This window comes from Haloterrigena turkmenica DSM 5511, from assembly GCF_000025325.1.
Lineage (GTDB): Archaea > Halobacteriota > Halobacteria > Halobacteriales > Natrialbaceae > Haloterrigena > Haloterrigena turkmenica.
In genome coordinates this window covers 451,163-465,040 of record NC_013743.1, presented here as the reverse complement: position 1 = coordinate 465,040, position 13,878 = coordinate 451,163, and the positions used below count along the sequence as shown (strand labels likewise).

General features: G+C 63.8%; 17 protein-coding genes, 1 tRNA gene and 1 pseudogene. 7 read left to right on the top strand and 12 right to left on the bottom strand.

The window, feature by feature from the left end; all coding sequences use genetic code 11:
- Positions 1-90: 90 nt before the first annotated feature.
- Entirely contained in the window at positions 91-435 is a 345-nt protein-coding gene (locus HTUR_RS02175) for a DUF5789 family protein (protein ID WP_012941660.1), read from the bottom strand.
- A gap of 156 nt (positions 436-591) precedes the next feature.
- Here HTUR_RS02175 and HTUR_RS02170 point away from each other — a divergent pair, with 156 nt between their 5' ends.
- A complete protein-coding gene (locus HTUR_RS02170; RefSeq protein ID WP_012941659.1) occupies positions 592-1,332 on the top strand; it encodes a creatininase family protein in 741 nt (246 codons plus the stop codon).
- Between the two features lie 45 nt (positions 1,333-1,377).
- On the opposite strand, the gene HTUR_RS02165 is transcribed toward HTUR_RS02170, so the two are convergent.
- The 3 genes from HTUR_RS02165 to HTUR_RS02150 form a co-directional block, all read right to left on the bottom strand.
- Positions 1,378-1,878, bottom strand: a complete 501-nt coding sequence (locus HTUR_RS02165) for a DUF5790 family protein (RefSeq protein WP_012941658.1) — start codon at positions 1,876-1,878, stop codon at positions 1,378-1,380.
- Between the two features lie 237 nt (positions 1,879-2,115).
- Positions 2,116-2,352 (bottom strand): hypothetical protein, encoded by a 237-nt coding sequence (locus tag HTUR_RS02155; protein ID WP_012941657.1) that lies wholly within the window; start codon positions 2,350-2,352, stop codon positions 2,116-2,118.
- Positions 2,353-2,511: 159 nt separating this feature from the next.
- Positions 2,512-2,886 carry a dihydroneopterin aldolase family protein gene (locus HTUR_RS02150; protein ID WP_012941656.1) on the bottom strand — a complete coding sequence of 125 codons (375 nt, stop codon included), beginning with the start codon at positions 2,884-2,886 and terminating at the stop codon, positions 2,512-2,514.
- Between the two features lie 694 nt (positions 2,887-3,580).
- Here HTUR_RS02150 and azf point away from each other — a divergent pair.
- Together azf and HTUR_RS02140 are read left to right on the top strand one after the other, a co-directional pair.
- Positions 3,581-4,330 carry an NAD-dependent glucose-6-phosphate dehydrogenase Azf gene (gene azf / locus HTUR_RS02145; RefSeq protein ID WP_012941655.1) on the top strand — a complete coding sequence of 250 codons (750 nt, stop codon included), beginning with the start codon at positions 3,581-3,583 and terminating at the stop codon, positions 4,328-4,330.
- A 126-nt stretch (positions 4,331-4,456) separates the two neighbouring features.
- Complete coding sequence (locus HTUR_RS02140) at positions 4,457-5,428, top strand: aldo/keto reductase (RefSeq protein ID WP_012941654.1); 972 nt, start codon at positions 4,457-4,459, stop codon at positions 5,426-5,428.
- 10 nt (positions 5,429-5,438) lie between these two features.
- On the opposite strand, the gene HTUR_RS02135 is transcribed toward HTUR_RS02140, so the two are convergent.
- From HTUR_RS02135 to HTUR_RS02125, 3 genes are all read right to left on the bottom strand, one after another.
- Entirely contained in the window at positions 5,439-6,053 is a 615-nt protein-coding gene (locus HTUR_RS02135) for a DUF309 domain-containing protein (RefSeq protein WP_012941653.1), read from the bottom strand.
- A 450-nt stretch (positions 6,054-6,503) separates the two neighbouring features.
- Complete coding sequence (locus tag HTUR_RS02130) at positions 6,504-7,586, bottom strand: aminopeptidase (RefSeq protein ID WP_012941652.1); 1,083 nt, start codon at positions 7,584-7,586, stop codon at positions 6,504-6,506.
- Between the two features lie 48 nt (positions 7,587-7,634).
- A complete protein-coding gene (locus tag HTUR_RS02125) occupies positions 7,635-8,372 on the bottom strand; it encodes a queuosine precursor transporter (protein WP_012941651.1) in 738 nt (245 codons plus the stop codon).
- A 329-nt stretch (positions 8,373-8,701) separates the two neighbouring features.
- Between HTUR_RS02125 and HTUR_RS02120 the strand changes: the two genes are divergently transcribed.
- Together HTUR_RS02120 and HTUR_RS02115 are read left to right on the top strand one after the other, a co-directional pair.
- The gene (locus HTUR_RS02120) at positions 8,702-8,896 is read left to right on the top strand and encodes a cold-shock protein (RefSeq protein WP_008892789.1); all 195 of its coding nucleotides are present in this window, start codon (positions 8,702-8,704) and stop codon (positions 8,894-8,896) included.
- 362 nt (positions 8,897-9,258) lie between these two features.
- Complete coding sequence (locus HTUR_RS02115; RefSeq protein WP_012941650.1) at positions 9,259-9,531, top strand: PadR family transcriptional regulator; 273 nt, start codon at positions 9,259-9,261, stop codon at positions 9,529-9,531.
- 162 nt (positions 9,532-9,693) lie between these two features.
- Here the strand turns inward: HTUR_RS02115 and HTUR_RS02110 are convergent, their stop codons facing one another.
- Together HTUR_RS02110 and HTUR_RS02105 are read right to left on the bottom strand one after the other, a co-directional pair.
- Entirely contained in the window at positions 9,694-9,981 is a 288-nt protein-coding gene (locus tag HTUR_RS02110; protein ID WP_012941649.1) for a HalOD1 output domain-containing protein, read from the bottom strand.
- Positions 9,982-10,378: 397 nt separating this feature from the next.
- Positions 10,379-11,173 (bottom strand): annotated as a pseudogene (locus HTUR_RS02105) (site-specific integrase); the annotation flags it as partial.
- Here HTUR_RS02105 and HTUR_RS25385 point away from each other — a divergent pair.
- Both HTUR_RS25385 and HTUR_RS02100 read left to right on the top strand, forming a co-directional pair.
- Positions 11,112-11,321 carry a hypothetical protein gene (locus HTUR_RS25385; RefSeq protein ID WP_081443449.1) on the top strand — a complete coding sequence of 70 codons (210 nt, stop codon included), beginning with the start codon at positions 11,112-11,114 and terminating at the stop codon, positions 11,319-11,321. The pseudogene HTUR_RS02105 and the gene HTUR_RS25385 sit on opposite strands and share 62 nt — an antisense overlap.
- 311 nt (positions 11,322-11,632) lie before the next feature.
- Positions 11,633-12,742 carry a Gfo/Idh/MocA family protein gene (locus HTUR_RS02100; RefSeq protein WP_012941648.1) on the top strand — a complete coding sequence of 370 codons (1,110 nt, stop codon included), beginning with the start codon at positions 11,633-11,635 and terminating at the stop codon, positions 12,740-12,742.
- A 165-nt stretch (positions 12,743-12,907) separates the two neighbouring features.
- Here HTUR_RS02100 and HTUR_RS02095 read toward each other — a convergent pair.
- From HTUR_RS02095 to HTUR_RS02090, 3 genes are all read right to left on the bottom strand, one after another.
- Positions 12,908-12,982: transfer RNA gene (locus HTUR_RS02095), tRNA-Ile, on the bottom strand.
- A 68-nt stretch (positions 12,983-13,050) separates the two neighbouring features.
- A complete protein-coding gene (locus tag HTUR_RS28395) occupies positions 13,051-13,179 on the bottom strand; it encodes a hypothetical protein (RefSeq protein WP_012941647.1) in 129 nt (42 codons plus the stop codon).
- Positions 13,180-13,241: 62 nt separating this feature from the next.
- Positions 13,242-13,829, bottom strand: a complete 588-nt coding sequence (locus tag HTUR_RS02090; RefSeq protein ID WP_012941646.1) for a MogA/MoaB family molybdenum cofactor biosynthesis protein — start codon at positions 13,827-13,829, stop codon at positions 13,242-13,244.
- Between the last annotated feature and the right edge of the window lie 49 nt (positions 13,830-13,878).

The window sequence follows — 13,878 nt, the reverse complement described above, 5'->3', positions numbered from 1 at the left end:
TCGTTCGCTCTCACGCTGTTCACTCTCCTCTGAAAAGTACTAGCGATACCTCGTCTTGGTCTCGAGCGACCGGTTCCGCTCCGGACGCGCTCAGAACGACTCCTGTCCCTCCTGGTCGCCCTGATCCGGCGCACCCTCGTCTTGGCGCTGCTCGCCCGACGCGGGCGGGGTGCGGTCGCTGTAGTTCTTCCGCCCGATCGCCTCGTCGCCGACCATGTTCATAATCGCCGTCTCGATGTCACCGTAGTCCTGGTACTCCTCTTGGTTGAGCGGCCCGATGAGCTCCTCGAGGGTCGTCGTGTTCCCTTCCATCTCGATCTCCTCGTCGCCGTAGCGCTCCATTAGTTCGTCCTCGCTCATCGGATAGTCCGCGGATTCGAGGTCGTCGCCCAACTCGCCGAGGTCGACGCCGAGCTGTCGGTCGTCGTTGGTCATGGACCGAGATTACTCACACCGCCGGAAACCGGTTGGCCCTGCGTTCGCCACCGGAACCGCACGGCGGAGCGGCGCATCGGTCTCGAGCGCGCCGAGGGTGCGGCGGGAACCGACGGTTCCGAGAGTTTCATGTCCGCCCCGCGGGAGTACTCGCGCATGGACCTACGCGACGCGACGTGGACGGACGTCCGCGACTGCGAGACGGAGCTGGCGGTCGTCCCCGTCGGCAGCACGGAACAGCACGGCCCCCACGCCCCCCTCGGGACGGACGTCGTCGCCGCGGAGGCGGTCGCCGACGCCGGCGTCGAGCACGTCGACCGCGAGGTCGTCCGCGCGCCCGCCATCCCGGTCGGCATCGCCGAAGAGCACCGCCAGTTCCCGGGGACGATGTGGGTCTCCGAGGACACCTTTCGGGACTACGTCCGCGAGGCCGTCGAGAGCCTCGCCCACCACGGCTTCGATCGGGTCGTCATCGTCAACGGTCACGGCGGCAACGTCGACGCCCTGCGGGAGGTCGGCGGCCGGATCACCCGCGGGGGCGACGCCTACGCCGTCCCATTCACGTGGTTCGAGGCCGTCGGCGAGCACTCAGCGGAGATGGGTCACGGCGGCCCGCTCGAGACCGCCCTGCTGCGCCACTGCGCGCCCGACCTCGTCCGCGAGGAGCGGATCGAGGACGCTCGCGACGGACACGCCGAGGGCTGGGGCGACTGGCTGAGCTACACGAATCTGGCCTACGATTCGGCGGAGTTTACGGAAAACGGTGTCGTCGGCGATCCCGAAGACGGGGATCGGCAATGCGGCGAGGAACTACTCGAGTTAGCCGGCGACGCGCTGGCGCGACTGCTCGAGGCCGTCGCCGAACGGGACGTCTCGCGACCCGAACGCCGGGAGTAACGGCGGTCACGGGGCGACGCGAGTCGGTCTCGAGTGGCGGCGTCGTCACTCCTCGTCTTCGTCGGATTCGTCTTCGTCCGCGTCGTCCGCTTCCGCTTCGTCTTCCTCGTCGTCTGCGTCCTCTGCTTCGTCGTCGGCCTCCGCATCGGTGTCGGGACCGGCATCCTCGAGGGTTCCTCGAAGCGCGGGAATCGTCGACGTCAGTTCGCCGACCTGCTCGCCGGCCTCGGAGATGTCCGCGATGGCGTCCTCGAGATCGCCGATCTCTGCCTCGAGATCGTCGGCGTCCTCGAAGGCGTCGGCGCGCTGGCCCATCGTGAACCACTTCTTGGCGTCGCGGAGGTGCTCCTCGGCGTCGCCGGCGTTCAGCGCGGAGTTGAGTCCGTTGAGCACGCCGAGGACGTTGTCGGCGTCGGTCTCCCAGACGTCGTCGGCATCTGGCAGCGCCGCCCAGCCGTCCTCGAGCGAGGATTCGACGTCTGCGCGCATCTCGTTGGCGGCCTCGCCGAACAGTTCCTCGTCGTCGCCGAATGTCGCTTGGCTCATAGCTCACTCTTCACGGGGACTGGGGTTAAAAGGTCGCCCGAAAGTGAAAGTGAAAACCGACTCGAGCGAGTCGATATCGGCCGAACGGGAGCGCGATTTCGAAAGGCAGGTGACTCGACGTACTCCGGCGCCGGTACTCGCCGGTGATCCAGAGCCGATTCCCGGGTACGACTCGGCCGCGGTACCTCTCGAATTGGGTTCGAGTCGTCCGGCGATCGAGCGAAGCGAAACGGGACGTCACCCGTAGAGGTGTTTCTTCGCCGCTTCCTCGTCGTCGACGCTCGGGTGATTCGACCACTCGTTCATCTTCTCGACGCAACAGGAGAGACAGAAGAGGTGATACGTATTCGGGTTTTGGCATGTCTCTCGCTCCAGCCACCATCCCTCGGTCTCGCTCCCGTCGACGAGGGTTTCGCACTCGAGGCAGGCTTTCGGTTCGCCCGGTGGGTTCGGGCTGGGCCAGTACAGTCTCATCGGCCGCGCGTTCGCCGAGTGTAACTATTGTTATCGTCAGGGTATCGCTAAATAGAGCGTCTTCAGCGCGTTTATTGTAGTATTACCGTTCGGTATCCTTCGTTTTGGCGAGCGACTCCCGTATCCGATCGACCGCGACCGGGCCCGGGACTCGAGCGCCTACTGACGACCGCGAACTGACTCGACCCGCATCAGCGGATAGCCGTCCTCCATCTCCATCCGGGTCACCACCTCACAGTCCTCGTAGTCGACGACGATTTCGACCTCGAGGAACCGTCCCGTCAGTTCGGTGTAGTCGGCCGCCGAATCGGCGAGTTCGGTCTCGAGTTCGTCGGTGCGGACGTCGACGGTGACGTCGGTGCAGTGGGGCTGGTTCTCGATTGCCTCCTCCATCGCCGTCTCGAGGCTGGCGGCGCTGTCGGGCGCGACGGGCGTCCCGGCGAACTGGTGGTAGAGCGTGCCGAACTTGATGCCGGCCTCGAAGCAGGCGGCCTCGGCGTCGGTGGGATCGGATCGAGTCGAATCGGTCGTCATGCTCGAGTGCTCGCGTGCGCTCGGGAAGGGGATTGCGATGCGGAGGGATCTCGCGGACGGATCAGCCGGGTCTCGAACTATCGTTCTCTCGACTGGCGGTGCCTCGAGTGTCTGTCCCGCCTCGATCGCAAGTTTGGTTCCTCGAGCGTCTGCTGACCCTGCTATCGTGGCGACAGGGATCCCACGCCCTCCCCAGCCGATTGCTGCTCACGGCGGCGCTGCCGCCGTCTGTTCACCGCGAAGCGCCCGTTCACATGGTCGGCGAGACCTCCGGTCTCGCCCTATTCGCATGGTTCGCGGAACCGTTGGTTCCGCGCTACCGTTCGCTCCGTTCAGTCGCTCACCCACCCACTGTCAGAGCACGCTCTGCCAAGCCGCTGAAAATCGGTGATTTTTCGCATCAAGCGAAACCTTCGGTTTCGCGGACATCGCGAAGCTTCGCTTCGCTCAGTCACGAGACGGCTTCGCCGTCTCGAACGACTTCGTTCGGTACACTCGCGAAGACCTCGCACGAGGTCGACGACTGGCCTCGCTTTCGCTCGACCAGCCGCCAGCGCGCGCCACCGCCCAGCGAATCGCCGACCAGGCTGACGAAGGGAGCGGCGTGCAGTGCCGTCCAACCCGTATGCCACTCCCGCCCGAACTGACGGGGAACCGCATGGTACTTATCGACGCTTTCCCTTCCACCGAACGAATGGCACAGTCAGTCCTGCTGACGGGGGCTGCGGGGCGGGTCGGAGCGGCCATCCTCGGCGGCCTCGCGGACGATTACGAGTGGCGGTTGCTGGATCGGGATCCTCCGACGGAGGACTACCCCGGCGAGTTCGTCGTCGCGAATATCACCGAAGAGGAGGCCATCCGCGAGGCGATGGAGGACATCGACGTCGTACTCCATCTCGCGGGCGACCCCCGAAAGACAGCGCCGTGGGATAGCGTCCTGACGAACAACATCGACGGGACCCAGACGATCTTCGAGGCCGCCGTCGACGCCGGCGTCGAGAAGGTCGCCTTCGCCTCCTCGAATCACGCCGTCGGCCACTACGAAACCGAGGAGCGCACGCCCGAACTGTATCGGGCCGACGACGACTACCTGCTCGACGGGACCGAACAGCCCCGGCCGGGAAACCTCTACGGCGTCTCGAAGGTCGCCGGCGAGGCCCTCGGTCGCTACTACCACGACGAGTACGGGATCTCGGTGGTCAACGTCCGCATCGGAAACCTCACGAAGAACCACCCACCGATCGACTACGAGCGCGGCCAGGCGATGTGGCTCTCCTACCGGGACTGTGCGCACCTCTTCGATCGCTGCATTCAGGCCGACTACGACTACGAGATCGTCTACGGCATCTCCGACAACGACCGGAAGTACTACTCCATCGAGCGCGCGAAGGAAGTGCTCGGCTACGAGCCGCAGGACAACTCCGCCGCTCACACCGACGACTGACGGTCGTCGCGACTCCCTCGAGCACTAGTCCCCTCGAACAGCGCCCGTCGACACGATCGCAGGGGAAAACCGGCAACCGGAACCGGCGGGCCCCGACGTTTTGGTTCCCGCACCGTCAGTGAATCTATGGAGTACACGACGCTCGGTTCGACCGGCATGAAAGTCAGTCGCATCGGCCTCGGCTGCATGAGTTTCGGCAGCGGCCGGGAGTGGATGTTAGACCGCGAGGAAGGCCTCGAGCTCATCGAGCGCGCGATCGACCTCGGAATCAACTTCTTCGACACCGCCAACGTCTACTCCACGGGCGAGTCCGAGGAGATTCTGGGCGACGCCCTCGAGGGGTACGACCGCGACGCGCAGGTCATCGCGACGAAGGTCTTCGCCGAGATGGACCCCGACAACCCCAATGCCAGCGGGCTCTCCCGGAAGGCGATCGAGCAGGAACTCGAAGCCAGCCTCGACCGACTCGGCCTCGAGACGATCGACCTCTATCAGACCCACCGCTGGGATTACGACACGCCGATCGACGAGACGCTGCGGGCGCTCGACGACGCCGTCCGGCGGGGGAAGGTGCGCTACGTCGGTACCTCCTCGATGTGGGCCCACCAGTTCGCCGAGGCCGTACAGACGAGCGAGCGACTCGGCCTCGAGCGCTTCGCGACGATGCAGAACCACTACAACCTCTTTTACCGGGAGGAGGAGCGAGAGATGCTCCCCCTCTGTGAGAAGGAGGGGATCGGCGTGATCCCGTGGTCGCCGCTGGCCCGCGGCGTCGGCACCCGCCCGCACGACCAGATCGAGTCGACGACCCGCGGCCAGACCGACCAGTACTTAGCGCAGATCCCCTACCTCGAGGGCGGCGGCGAGGAGATCAACGAGCGGGTACAGGAACTGGCCGCCGAGAAGGGCGTCACGATGGCCCAGCTCAGCCTCGCGTGGCTGCTCCACAAGGACTGGGTCGACGCGCCGATCGTCGGGACGACCAGCGTCGAACACCTAGAGGAGGCCGTCGAAGCGCTCGAGGTCGATCTCACCGCGTCGGATATCGCCTACCTCGAGGAGCCCTACGAGCCGCTGCCGATCGCGGGCCACGAGTGAGCGCTGTCCGTCAGAACAGTCCTTCGACGTCGGACTCGCGGGCCTCGCGCCGCCCGACGTGATCCGTGAGTCGCTGATGGATGATCCCGCGGTGGTCGTCCTCGCGGACGAAATCGAACAGCAGCGAGATGAAGCGGCTGCCGTCGTCGCCGGCCGCCAAATCGCGTTCGGCGTACTGGCGGGCCGCGTCGACGGGGTCGGCGTCGTAGCCCAGTTCGTCGGCGAGGACGGCCGCGGCGATCGCCGTCGGCTCGAACGCGAGGTCAGTCGGCGCGGGCGCCGTTCCCTCGTGGACGAGTCGGACCGGCGACCGACGCTCGACGAGTTCGGGATCGGCCGCCAGCGCCTCGAGGAACGATCGCACTGGCGGGAGCCGAACGTCGCGGTAGTCGGCCGGCAACTCGGCGAGGTACTCCCGAGCGCTCTCGGCGAGCCCGACGGCTCCCTCCCAGTTGCGCTCGCGGGCGTGGACGACCGCGGCCGTGAACTGGATCAGCCCGTGGAGCAGTCGCTCATCGTCGGTGCCGGCCTCGAGATCGAGCCAGTGGTCCTCCCAGACGTCGTGGGCAGCGTGGTAGTACCCCGCGTTGTAGATCGCGGCGCCCGCCCGGAGCTGGTCGCGCATACTCGTGGTAGGGACTCGAGGCCCGAGATACTGTCGCCAGCAGAAACCCGACCGCGGTGGGTACCGGATACAACCGCCTCCGGCGGGGCGGGCAGACAACTGTGAACAGGGGGACACTGATCGACTCGGTGCGGTGATCAGGTGACAGGACGAACAGCGAGTCCCCGACCGGTTACGTGCCGCCACCGGTCATGGCGGTACCTGTAACGAGACCGCAGAGGTACATTATTATGGAGCGGCTTCACCGTCCGTTGGCGTGATACAACGACCATAAGGGACCGTTAACTGACTTCTACGGTCCCGTTTCGGGATCTCGCAACGCTCGCTACTTACGGGCGCACAGCGCCCGTTCGTTCGAGGGATCTTCGATCCCTCGCTATTCCTCACGGCTCGCTCCGCTCGCCGTTCGGTATCCGCGGTTCTCGCTCACGGAGTTCGCTCCGAACCGCGCTACTCCCACCGAAACCGCCCGTTCCGCTGGACGACCTCGCCGTCGATCTCGAGACGCGAGTCCTCGCTGACGTCGGTGATCAGGTCGACGTGGACCGCGGAGTCGTTGCCCGACTCGCCGTCGGGAAGGTTCGCGTCGTAGGCCCGGCCGAGCGCGAGGTGGATCGTGTCGCCCATCTTCTCGTCAAAGAGGATGTTGTCCGTGTAGCGGTCGATTCCGCGGTTCATCCCGATTCCGAGTTCGCCCAGTCGGCGCGCGCCGTCGTCGGTCGCTATGATCTCGCCGATCACGTCCGCGCCCTGCGCGGCGTCGTAGTCGACGACTTCGCCGTCTTCGAACTCGAGTCGGACGTCCCGGACTGACTCGCCGCGCAGCGTCATCGGGACGTCGAAGGTCACCTCACCCTCGGTGGCGTAGGGCGCGGTGAACACCTCGCCGCTGGGGAGGTTATGCGAATCATATGCGACCGAAGCGGCGCTGTTGACCGCCGTCCGGTCGTCGATCCGCATGGTGAGATCGGTTCCGCTCGAGACGAGTCGGACCTCGTCGCCCGCGTCGAGCAGGTCCTTCATCTGGGCCATCTCCTCGGCCAGCGACTCCCAGTCCCGGAGGATCGCGTCGTAGGCGAACTCCTGGTACTCCTCGTAGGCCATGTTGGCCTGCTGGGCCAGCGACTGCGTCGGGTGCACCGTCGACACCCAGCGGGTTCCGAGTCGCGTCTCCCGAATGTCGGTTCTGGCGTTGTTGTACGCCCGGCGCCGCTCGCCCGGGACGTCGGCGGTCGCGCTCGTGTTCCGGCCGCCGCCGAGCGAGAGGTAGACGTCGGCGTTTTCGACGAGCGCGAGTTCGTGGGCGGGGTCCTCGTCGAACTCGCCCTCGTGGGCGCGGAGGTACGCGCGAGTGATCTCGCCGGAACTGTAGGTCGAAAGCAGATTCGCGCCTCGCTCGCCCAGTTTCTCGGCGACCGCGACCGCGAGCTCGTGGGCGTCGGGACCGACCGAGAGCACGACGTCGTCACCGGCCTCGACGCGGGCGCTCCAGTCGACCAGTACGTCGGCGTGTTCGCGTACGCGTTCGTCCATATTGGGCACTCGAGAGCGGTCCACTAAACGCTCCCCGTTCGCGGCGAGCTACGCGACGGTCGTCTCGTCGGCCGCGTCCTCCTCTCGAGCGCGCACGAACGAGACGATCGCGTAGACGATCGGCGTGTCGAGGACGGCGATGGCGAGTTTCAGCAGGTACTGCCCGATCATCAGCCCGAGCAGTGTCTCGAGCCGCAGAACGGCGCCGACGCCGAGCAGGGCGGGCGCGGCCGCGAACCCCACGGCGACGAAGATGACGGTGTCGATGGCCTGGCTGCACGCCGTCGACGCGATGTTTCGCAGCCAGAGCTTCTCCCGGCCGGTGTAGTCCCGAATTCGGTGGAAGACGATCACGTCCCAGTTCTGGCTGACGACGTACGCCAGCAGACTCCCGAGGACGATGTTCGTCGAGGCGCCCAGCACGTCCGCGAACGTCCCGGGATCGATACTCGAGTCGGCCGCGGGGGCCGCGATCGTCGACCAGACGAGCGCGAGGACGACGAAGTTCATCGCGAAGCCGACGTTGACAACCACCTGCGTCGCCCGGCGACCGTACAGTTCGGCATAACAATCGCTCGCCAAGAACGTCAGCGCGTAGGCGACGGCCGCCCCGGGCAAGGCGAGCTCGGCGCCGGCGATCGGCAGCGACACCGGCAGCGAGAACGCGAGCACCTTCGACGCCGTCAGCTGTGCCGTCACCAGTGCCGTCACGAACAGGCCGATCAGCGCCACCTGCGCGACCGTCGGCCCCGACGGCCCTCGAGACTGCGATCGAGAGTGAGACATGCACTGCGCGTATCCAGCGAATCCACCTAAACGATTCGAGACCGCCTGGAGCGACCGTCGAGACGGCCGATCGGCGCTGCAGCACTATCGACGGACACGCCCGAGACACTCTCATTAGGCGGATGATATCACGATCTGCCGGTAGCGTCCCGGTAACCTCCTTCCCGGGGCGATAAGCGGATAGTAGTCAGGTTGTATAGATATTTCAAACGCCAGAATAATGGCTGAAACCGCCGTTTTCGGCCGATTCGATTCTCTGATTGTCCTGTTTTCGAGAGGACGAGTATAACACAACTGTTATACGTGTCGCTCTACTCTCTTTGGTTGCAATGGCGAAAGGAAACGTTGATTTCTTCAACGACACAGGCGGCTACGGTTTCATCGATACTGAGGACGCGGACGAGGACGTTTTCTTCCACATGGAAGACGTTGGCGGCCCGGACCTCGAGGAAGGCACAGAGATCGAATTCGACATCGAACAGGCCCCCAAGGGCCCCCGCGCCACCAACGTCACCCGCCTGTAATACGGCTTCTAGCGTTCGGTAACGGGTTTCACATTCGACTATACATTCTTCGGCAGACGTCATCGGATAGCGATGGCGACGGTCGCTCGTCGACCGGAGTCAGCGCTCGTGTCAGGACGTAAATAGAGTTTCGCGAACTGGTAGTTCACTGTCAGTCATATCGGAGCCCTCGTCGTCCGGTGAGTCTCGATTCGAGCGCGGGCGGCGGGTTTCAGGTGCCTCCCCTGTAGCCACCCCTTACTGCCAGCGGCCGATCCAATTCGTCCGCTTATCTGAGTTAGTCCCCCGAAACGGCCGAGAAACAGTTGATACGCGAACGATAACAAATAGTCGAACAGTCGGTGTGTCGGTGTGGTTGCAAAATGGACGATCTGACCGGATTTCAACGCGATCTTCTGTACGTGATCGCCGGGGCCGACCAGCCGTCTGGCCAGGAAGTCAAAGACGAAGTCGAGAAGTATTACAACAGTGAGATCAATCACGGCCGGCTGTATCCCAATCTCGACACGCTCGTCAACAAAGAGCTCGTCGAGAAAGGGCAACTCGATCGGCGAACGAACTACTACGCCATCAGCGATAAGGGGCAGTCGTCGATCGAACAGCGCCGCGAGTGGGAACGGCAGTACATCGACTGACCGTCTCCTAACTCCCAGTTCTGAACCGCACGTGCGCCAGCGGGGGATCGACGAGCACCGCTTGTCGGTCCTCTCAGGGCGCCATGACACACGAGACGGCCGCCGAGCCTCGAGTCCCGAGTCACATATCCGACCCGAGTAGCCTCGGCGTTTCGGTCGCGATCACACGTCGACGACCTGGATCTCGATCTCGTCGCCGACGTCGCGAAGCGAGACGTGCGTGCCGTCGATCACGAACGAGACCGTCGTCGCCGCGTTCTGGTTGAACCGAAACAGGCGCTCGAGGGCGTCCGGGTTGATGATCTCGTACAGCGTGAAATCCGCCTCTACGAGGTCGATGTCCTGATGGGCCTCGATCGCTCCCAGCACGGCCTCGCTCAGCGTACGGTCCTCGTCCGGACTGAACGTCGCGTTGCCACATCCCTGATAGGTTTGATTGTCGGTAGACATGGATAGGATGCAACGCCCGTTGTACGTAAACGTCTCCACGGCACCTGCGTGCCCTGTTGCGATCGGTGATATGGACCGAAACCGACAGTTCGGATGATCGACGACTGTGAATGCAGCAGGTGAGTACAGATGTACGTTCGAACTGACAGCTATGCGAGCCTCCCGGAATACGTATTCAGCCCCGTCATTTCGATAGGATTATTTGAGATTCAGTTTCTGCAACTGTTCGTTATAGCACATATAAGCGCTAACGGACCCGAATTACGCCGACGGCTCGCTTCGCTCGCCGTCGTTTAGTTCGACCAGTCAGGATCCGTTCCACGCTGCCCGCTGTCATGGGCCCTAACGAGACTGGACTCTCGGCTCGTTGTAGTCTTCTGGTTTTCGTGGCTCATGGTTACAGGTCGGGAAGGTAGTCGCGGCGCTGTTCTGCCTTTTCGCGTGCATTTCGCCGGTCATAATGGCGATCGAGGATATCGTCGCTCGCATCGAGGCGATCGCCGACGACTCGACGCGGCACGTCCTCGCGACGGTAGGCCGTCACCCGACCGTTCCGGACGTCGTGGGGCGACCTCGAAGACGGGCACTTGCTCGCGTAGTAGGCCGCTTCGCAGTCCGCCGGGTCGCGATCGGGCTGACACTCCGTACCGCGCCAGCAGGGTCGGGTGAGCCCGTACATCGTATCGCGGAGCGTCGAGATAGCGGGACGGCCGGATTTCGTCGTCAGTAGCGGCGACCGGCCGTGTTCGTCGGTCACGTCCTCCCGGGGACCATCGATATAATCCCGGAGGACGCCGACAGCGGAGCCGGTGATGCTGTTCCACCGCTCGCCCGTCTCTCCCTTCTTGAGCGGCGTGTCAGTCTCCGGCCGGTGGACGAACTGGAGACCGGGTGCGTCGCTCTCGAGATCGCAGTCGCGGAGATCGAGCGCGCGGACACCGCCCGCGCGAGCGCCCGTATGCCAGAGTAAGAGCAGCGTGACGTGTTTTCGCAAAGCGTACTCGTACCGCTGGAGGTATTCCAGAATCTCGACGGCGCGGTCCGGCTCGAGCGTACTGTTGCTCACACCCTCGCTCGCCGAGATCGTCGGAAGCGGAACTTTCGTGAATAAATCCTCCGGCACGGCGTCGATGTCGGCACAGAACCGAAGGAACGCGCGCAGCGTGGCCAGCTGCCCACGGAGCGTGATCGTCGTCTACCGGCCCCACGAGCGCTCCGGCTGCACGATCGTCACGGACAAGATGTGCAAGGCCTCGAGTCTCCCACTGCTTCGCTGGCACGGCGACGGCGATCACCGTGGCACCGAGCAGGCGAAGATTCCGATCGGCGATGTTTTCTAGTAGTAATATTATTTATTTACTAGAATAGAGTATATAACTGAATGCACGATTCGATAACTACAGATATCCACTGATCATTTGGGACAATGACAAATTTTGTATGTAATCACCGAAGCGTGCTGAATAGAAGACGCGAATGCGGCACGAAGTGCTGATCATTCAGCACAGGGTATGCAGGTATCAAGGATCAATCGCCTGGACGGGGTGCCATTTAAACACCATAGATAGTGACCGGGGAAACTCATAGGCACGTAGTGGTCAGTAGTGAGTGTGGTTAACAAATCACAACCCTCGAAACTGGGGGTCTGGCCATGATCGGCGATGGGGTTGGGATCGGAATCGTCGGCCTCGGCGGCATGGGCAATCTCCATGCACGAAGCGTACAAGAGCTCGGCGCTACTGTTGTCACTGGCGCGGACCCCGTCGTGGACCAACGCAGTCAATTCGCTGACGAGTTCGGTGCACGGACGTATGAGACCCACGAAGAACTCGTCGTTGATGAGGCGGTCGACGCCGTCATTGTGACGACACCCAACCGGTTCCACGAACCGATCGCCGTCGCAGCCCTCGAGGCGGGATGCGACGTTCTCGTCGAGAAACCGCTCGCACACACGCTGGAAAGTGCCGAGCGGATCGCCGAGGCAGCGGCCCGGGAAGACGGCATCTGTATGGTCGGCTTTCACAACCGCCATGCCGCGTCAATGGCCATGTTTGACAAACAGCACGCGCGCGGCCGCTTTGGCGACCTCACCCACGTTGAGGCCAACTACGTCCGCCGGCGTGGTGTCCCCGGGCCAGGGTCATGGTTTACCAATCCCGAACTCGCCGGCGGCGGGGCCCTGCTCGACATCGGCGTTCACGCGCTCGATCTGGCGCTCTACGCGCTGGACTTCCCTGAGATCGTCGAAGTGAGCGGCGTTACACAAACTGCGTTCGGCACCAGCGAGGAGTACGCCGACCCTGAGGGCTTCGGCGACAACTGGGACGCTGAAGCCGAAACCTACGAGGTCGACGACTCCGTCAGTGCCTTTATCCGCTGTACCGACGGTCAGACCATCTCACTCGAGGCCGCGTGGGCGACCAACCGCGAGGAGAGCATGGACTTCCGCGTCCGCGGCACGCAGTCGGGAGCCCAGTTCACCATCGGCGATACGAATCTGCAGATTCTCGAAGCTGGAACGGCCGGTTGTGATCATTACGCTGATGTCAATATGAGCGGTGACGCTACTGTGACTGGCTATGTCGAGCAAGACGAACGGTTTCTTGAGGCGGTCGCGACGGCGGGTGCTCCAGAGACGAACACGGTTGAGGAGGCCTTGACCGTCCAGCGTGTGATCGATGCGATCTACCGCTCGAGTGAGTCGGGTCGGGCGACCCAGCTCGCGGAGCCCCCGATCGAGCAGGTGGCGCAACTCGACTGATCGTGGGTGATTTTCCCGTGCCGCATGCCCCGAGAGTGTGCGTCAAATTCAGCTCTAATTAGTGGAAATTAACACAAGCCGTGATAGATACATCCTATCGATTCAGCACGCCAGTCTTGACAGAGGTTGGGAAATTGGAATCCGCGACGTTGGGTGTTTTGCGCATGGGCCCTAACGGATTCGAACCATTGACCACTCGGTTATGAGCCGAGCGCTCTAACCAGACTGAGCTAAGGGCCCTTCACTCGGGAGAAAACGTGCATGCTAATTAACGCTTGCTGTCCGTTTCGGCCGCAAGCGGGTGGAGCCTACGCGGTCAGCGCCTCGAGTTCCTCGCTAGTCAATTCCTCCTCGAGTTCCGCTTCATCGTGGGACTCGAGAACGTCCTCGCGCTCCTCGGCGTCGAGTTCGGTGACGGATTCGAAGTGGTGACACATAGCACGTGAGGCTACGCGCCTGTCGTCAATAAGAATTGGTTCAGGGGATCCGACCGGTCTCGTTACTCCCCGTAATCCGCGAGCGTCTGGTCATTCGCCCCGGTGCGGTGGCGCGTCGCCAGCCCCGCGAGGTGTGGCGCTTCGGGGACGATCAACTCCTCGCAGGCGGTCTCGCAGGCGCTCGTGCTCCCGGGGAGACAGAACACCGGCGTGTCGACGGCGATCCCCGCCGTCGCGCGCGAGGCCATCGCGCGGGTGCCGACCTCCTCCCAGGAGAGCATCCGGAACAGTTCGCCGAAGCCGGGCAGGTCGCGTTCGAACAGCGAGGCCGTCGCCTCCGGCGAGACGTCGTCGGCGGTGACGCCCGTCCCGCCGGTCGTGAGCACGATATCGATATCCCGCCGGGCAACCAGTCCGCGGACGGCGGTCCGAATCGCGGAGTAGTCGTCCCGGACTAACAGCCGCTCTTGGACCTCGTGGCCCGCGTCCTCGAAGCACTCCTGAATCGTGTCTCCGCCCGGGTCATCGGGATCGGCCTCGTCGGCCTGCGCGCGCGAACTCGAGACCGTGACGATCCCGACGTAGAGGGGATCGATGATGTCGTGGCCGTGGTCGTCCGTGCTCCGACGGTCGTCTCGATCGGTTGTCATACGCTGTAGTCCACGCCGGAGGGCGTTAATCCCTCGGCTCGCCGCGGGA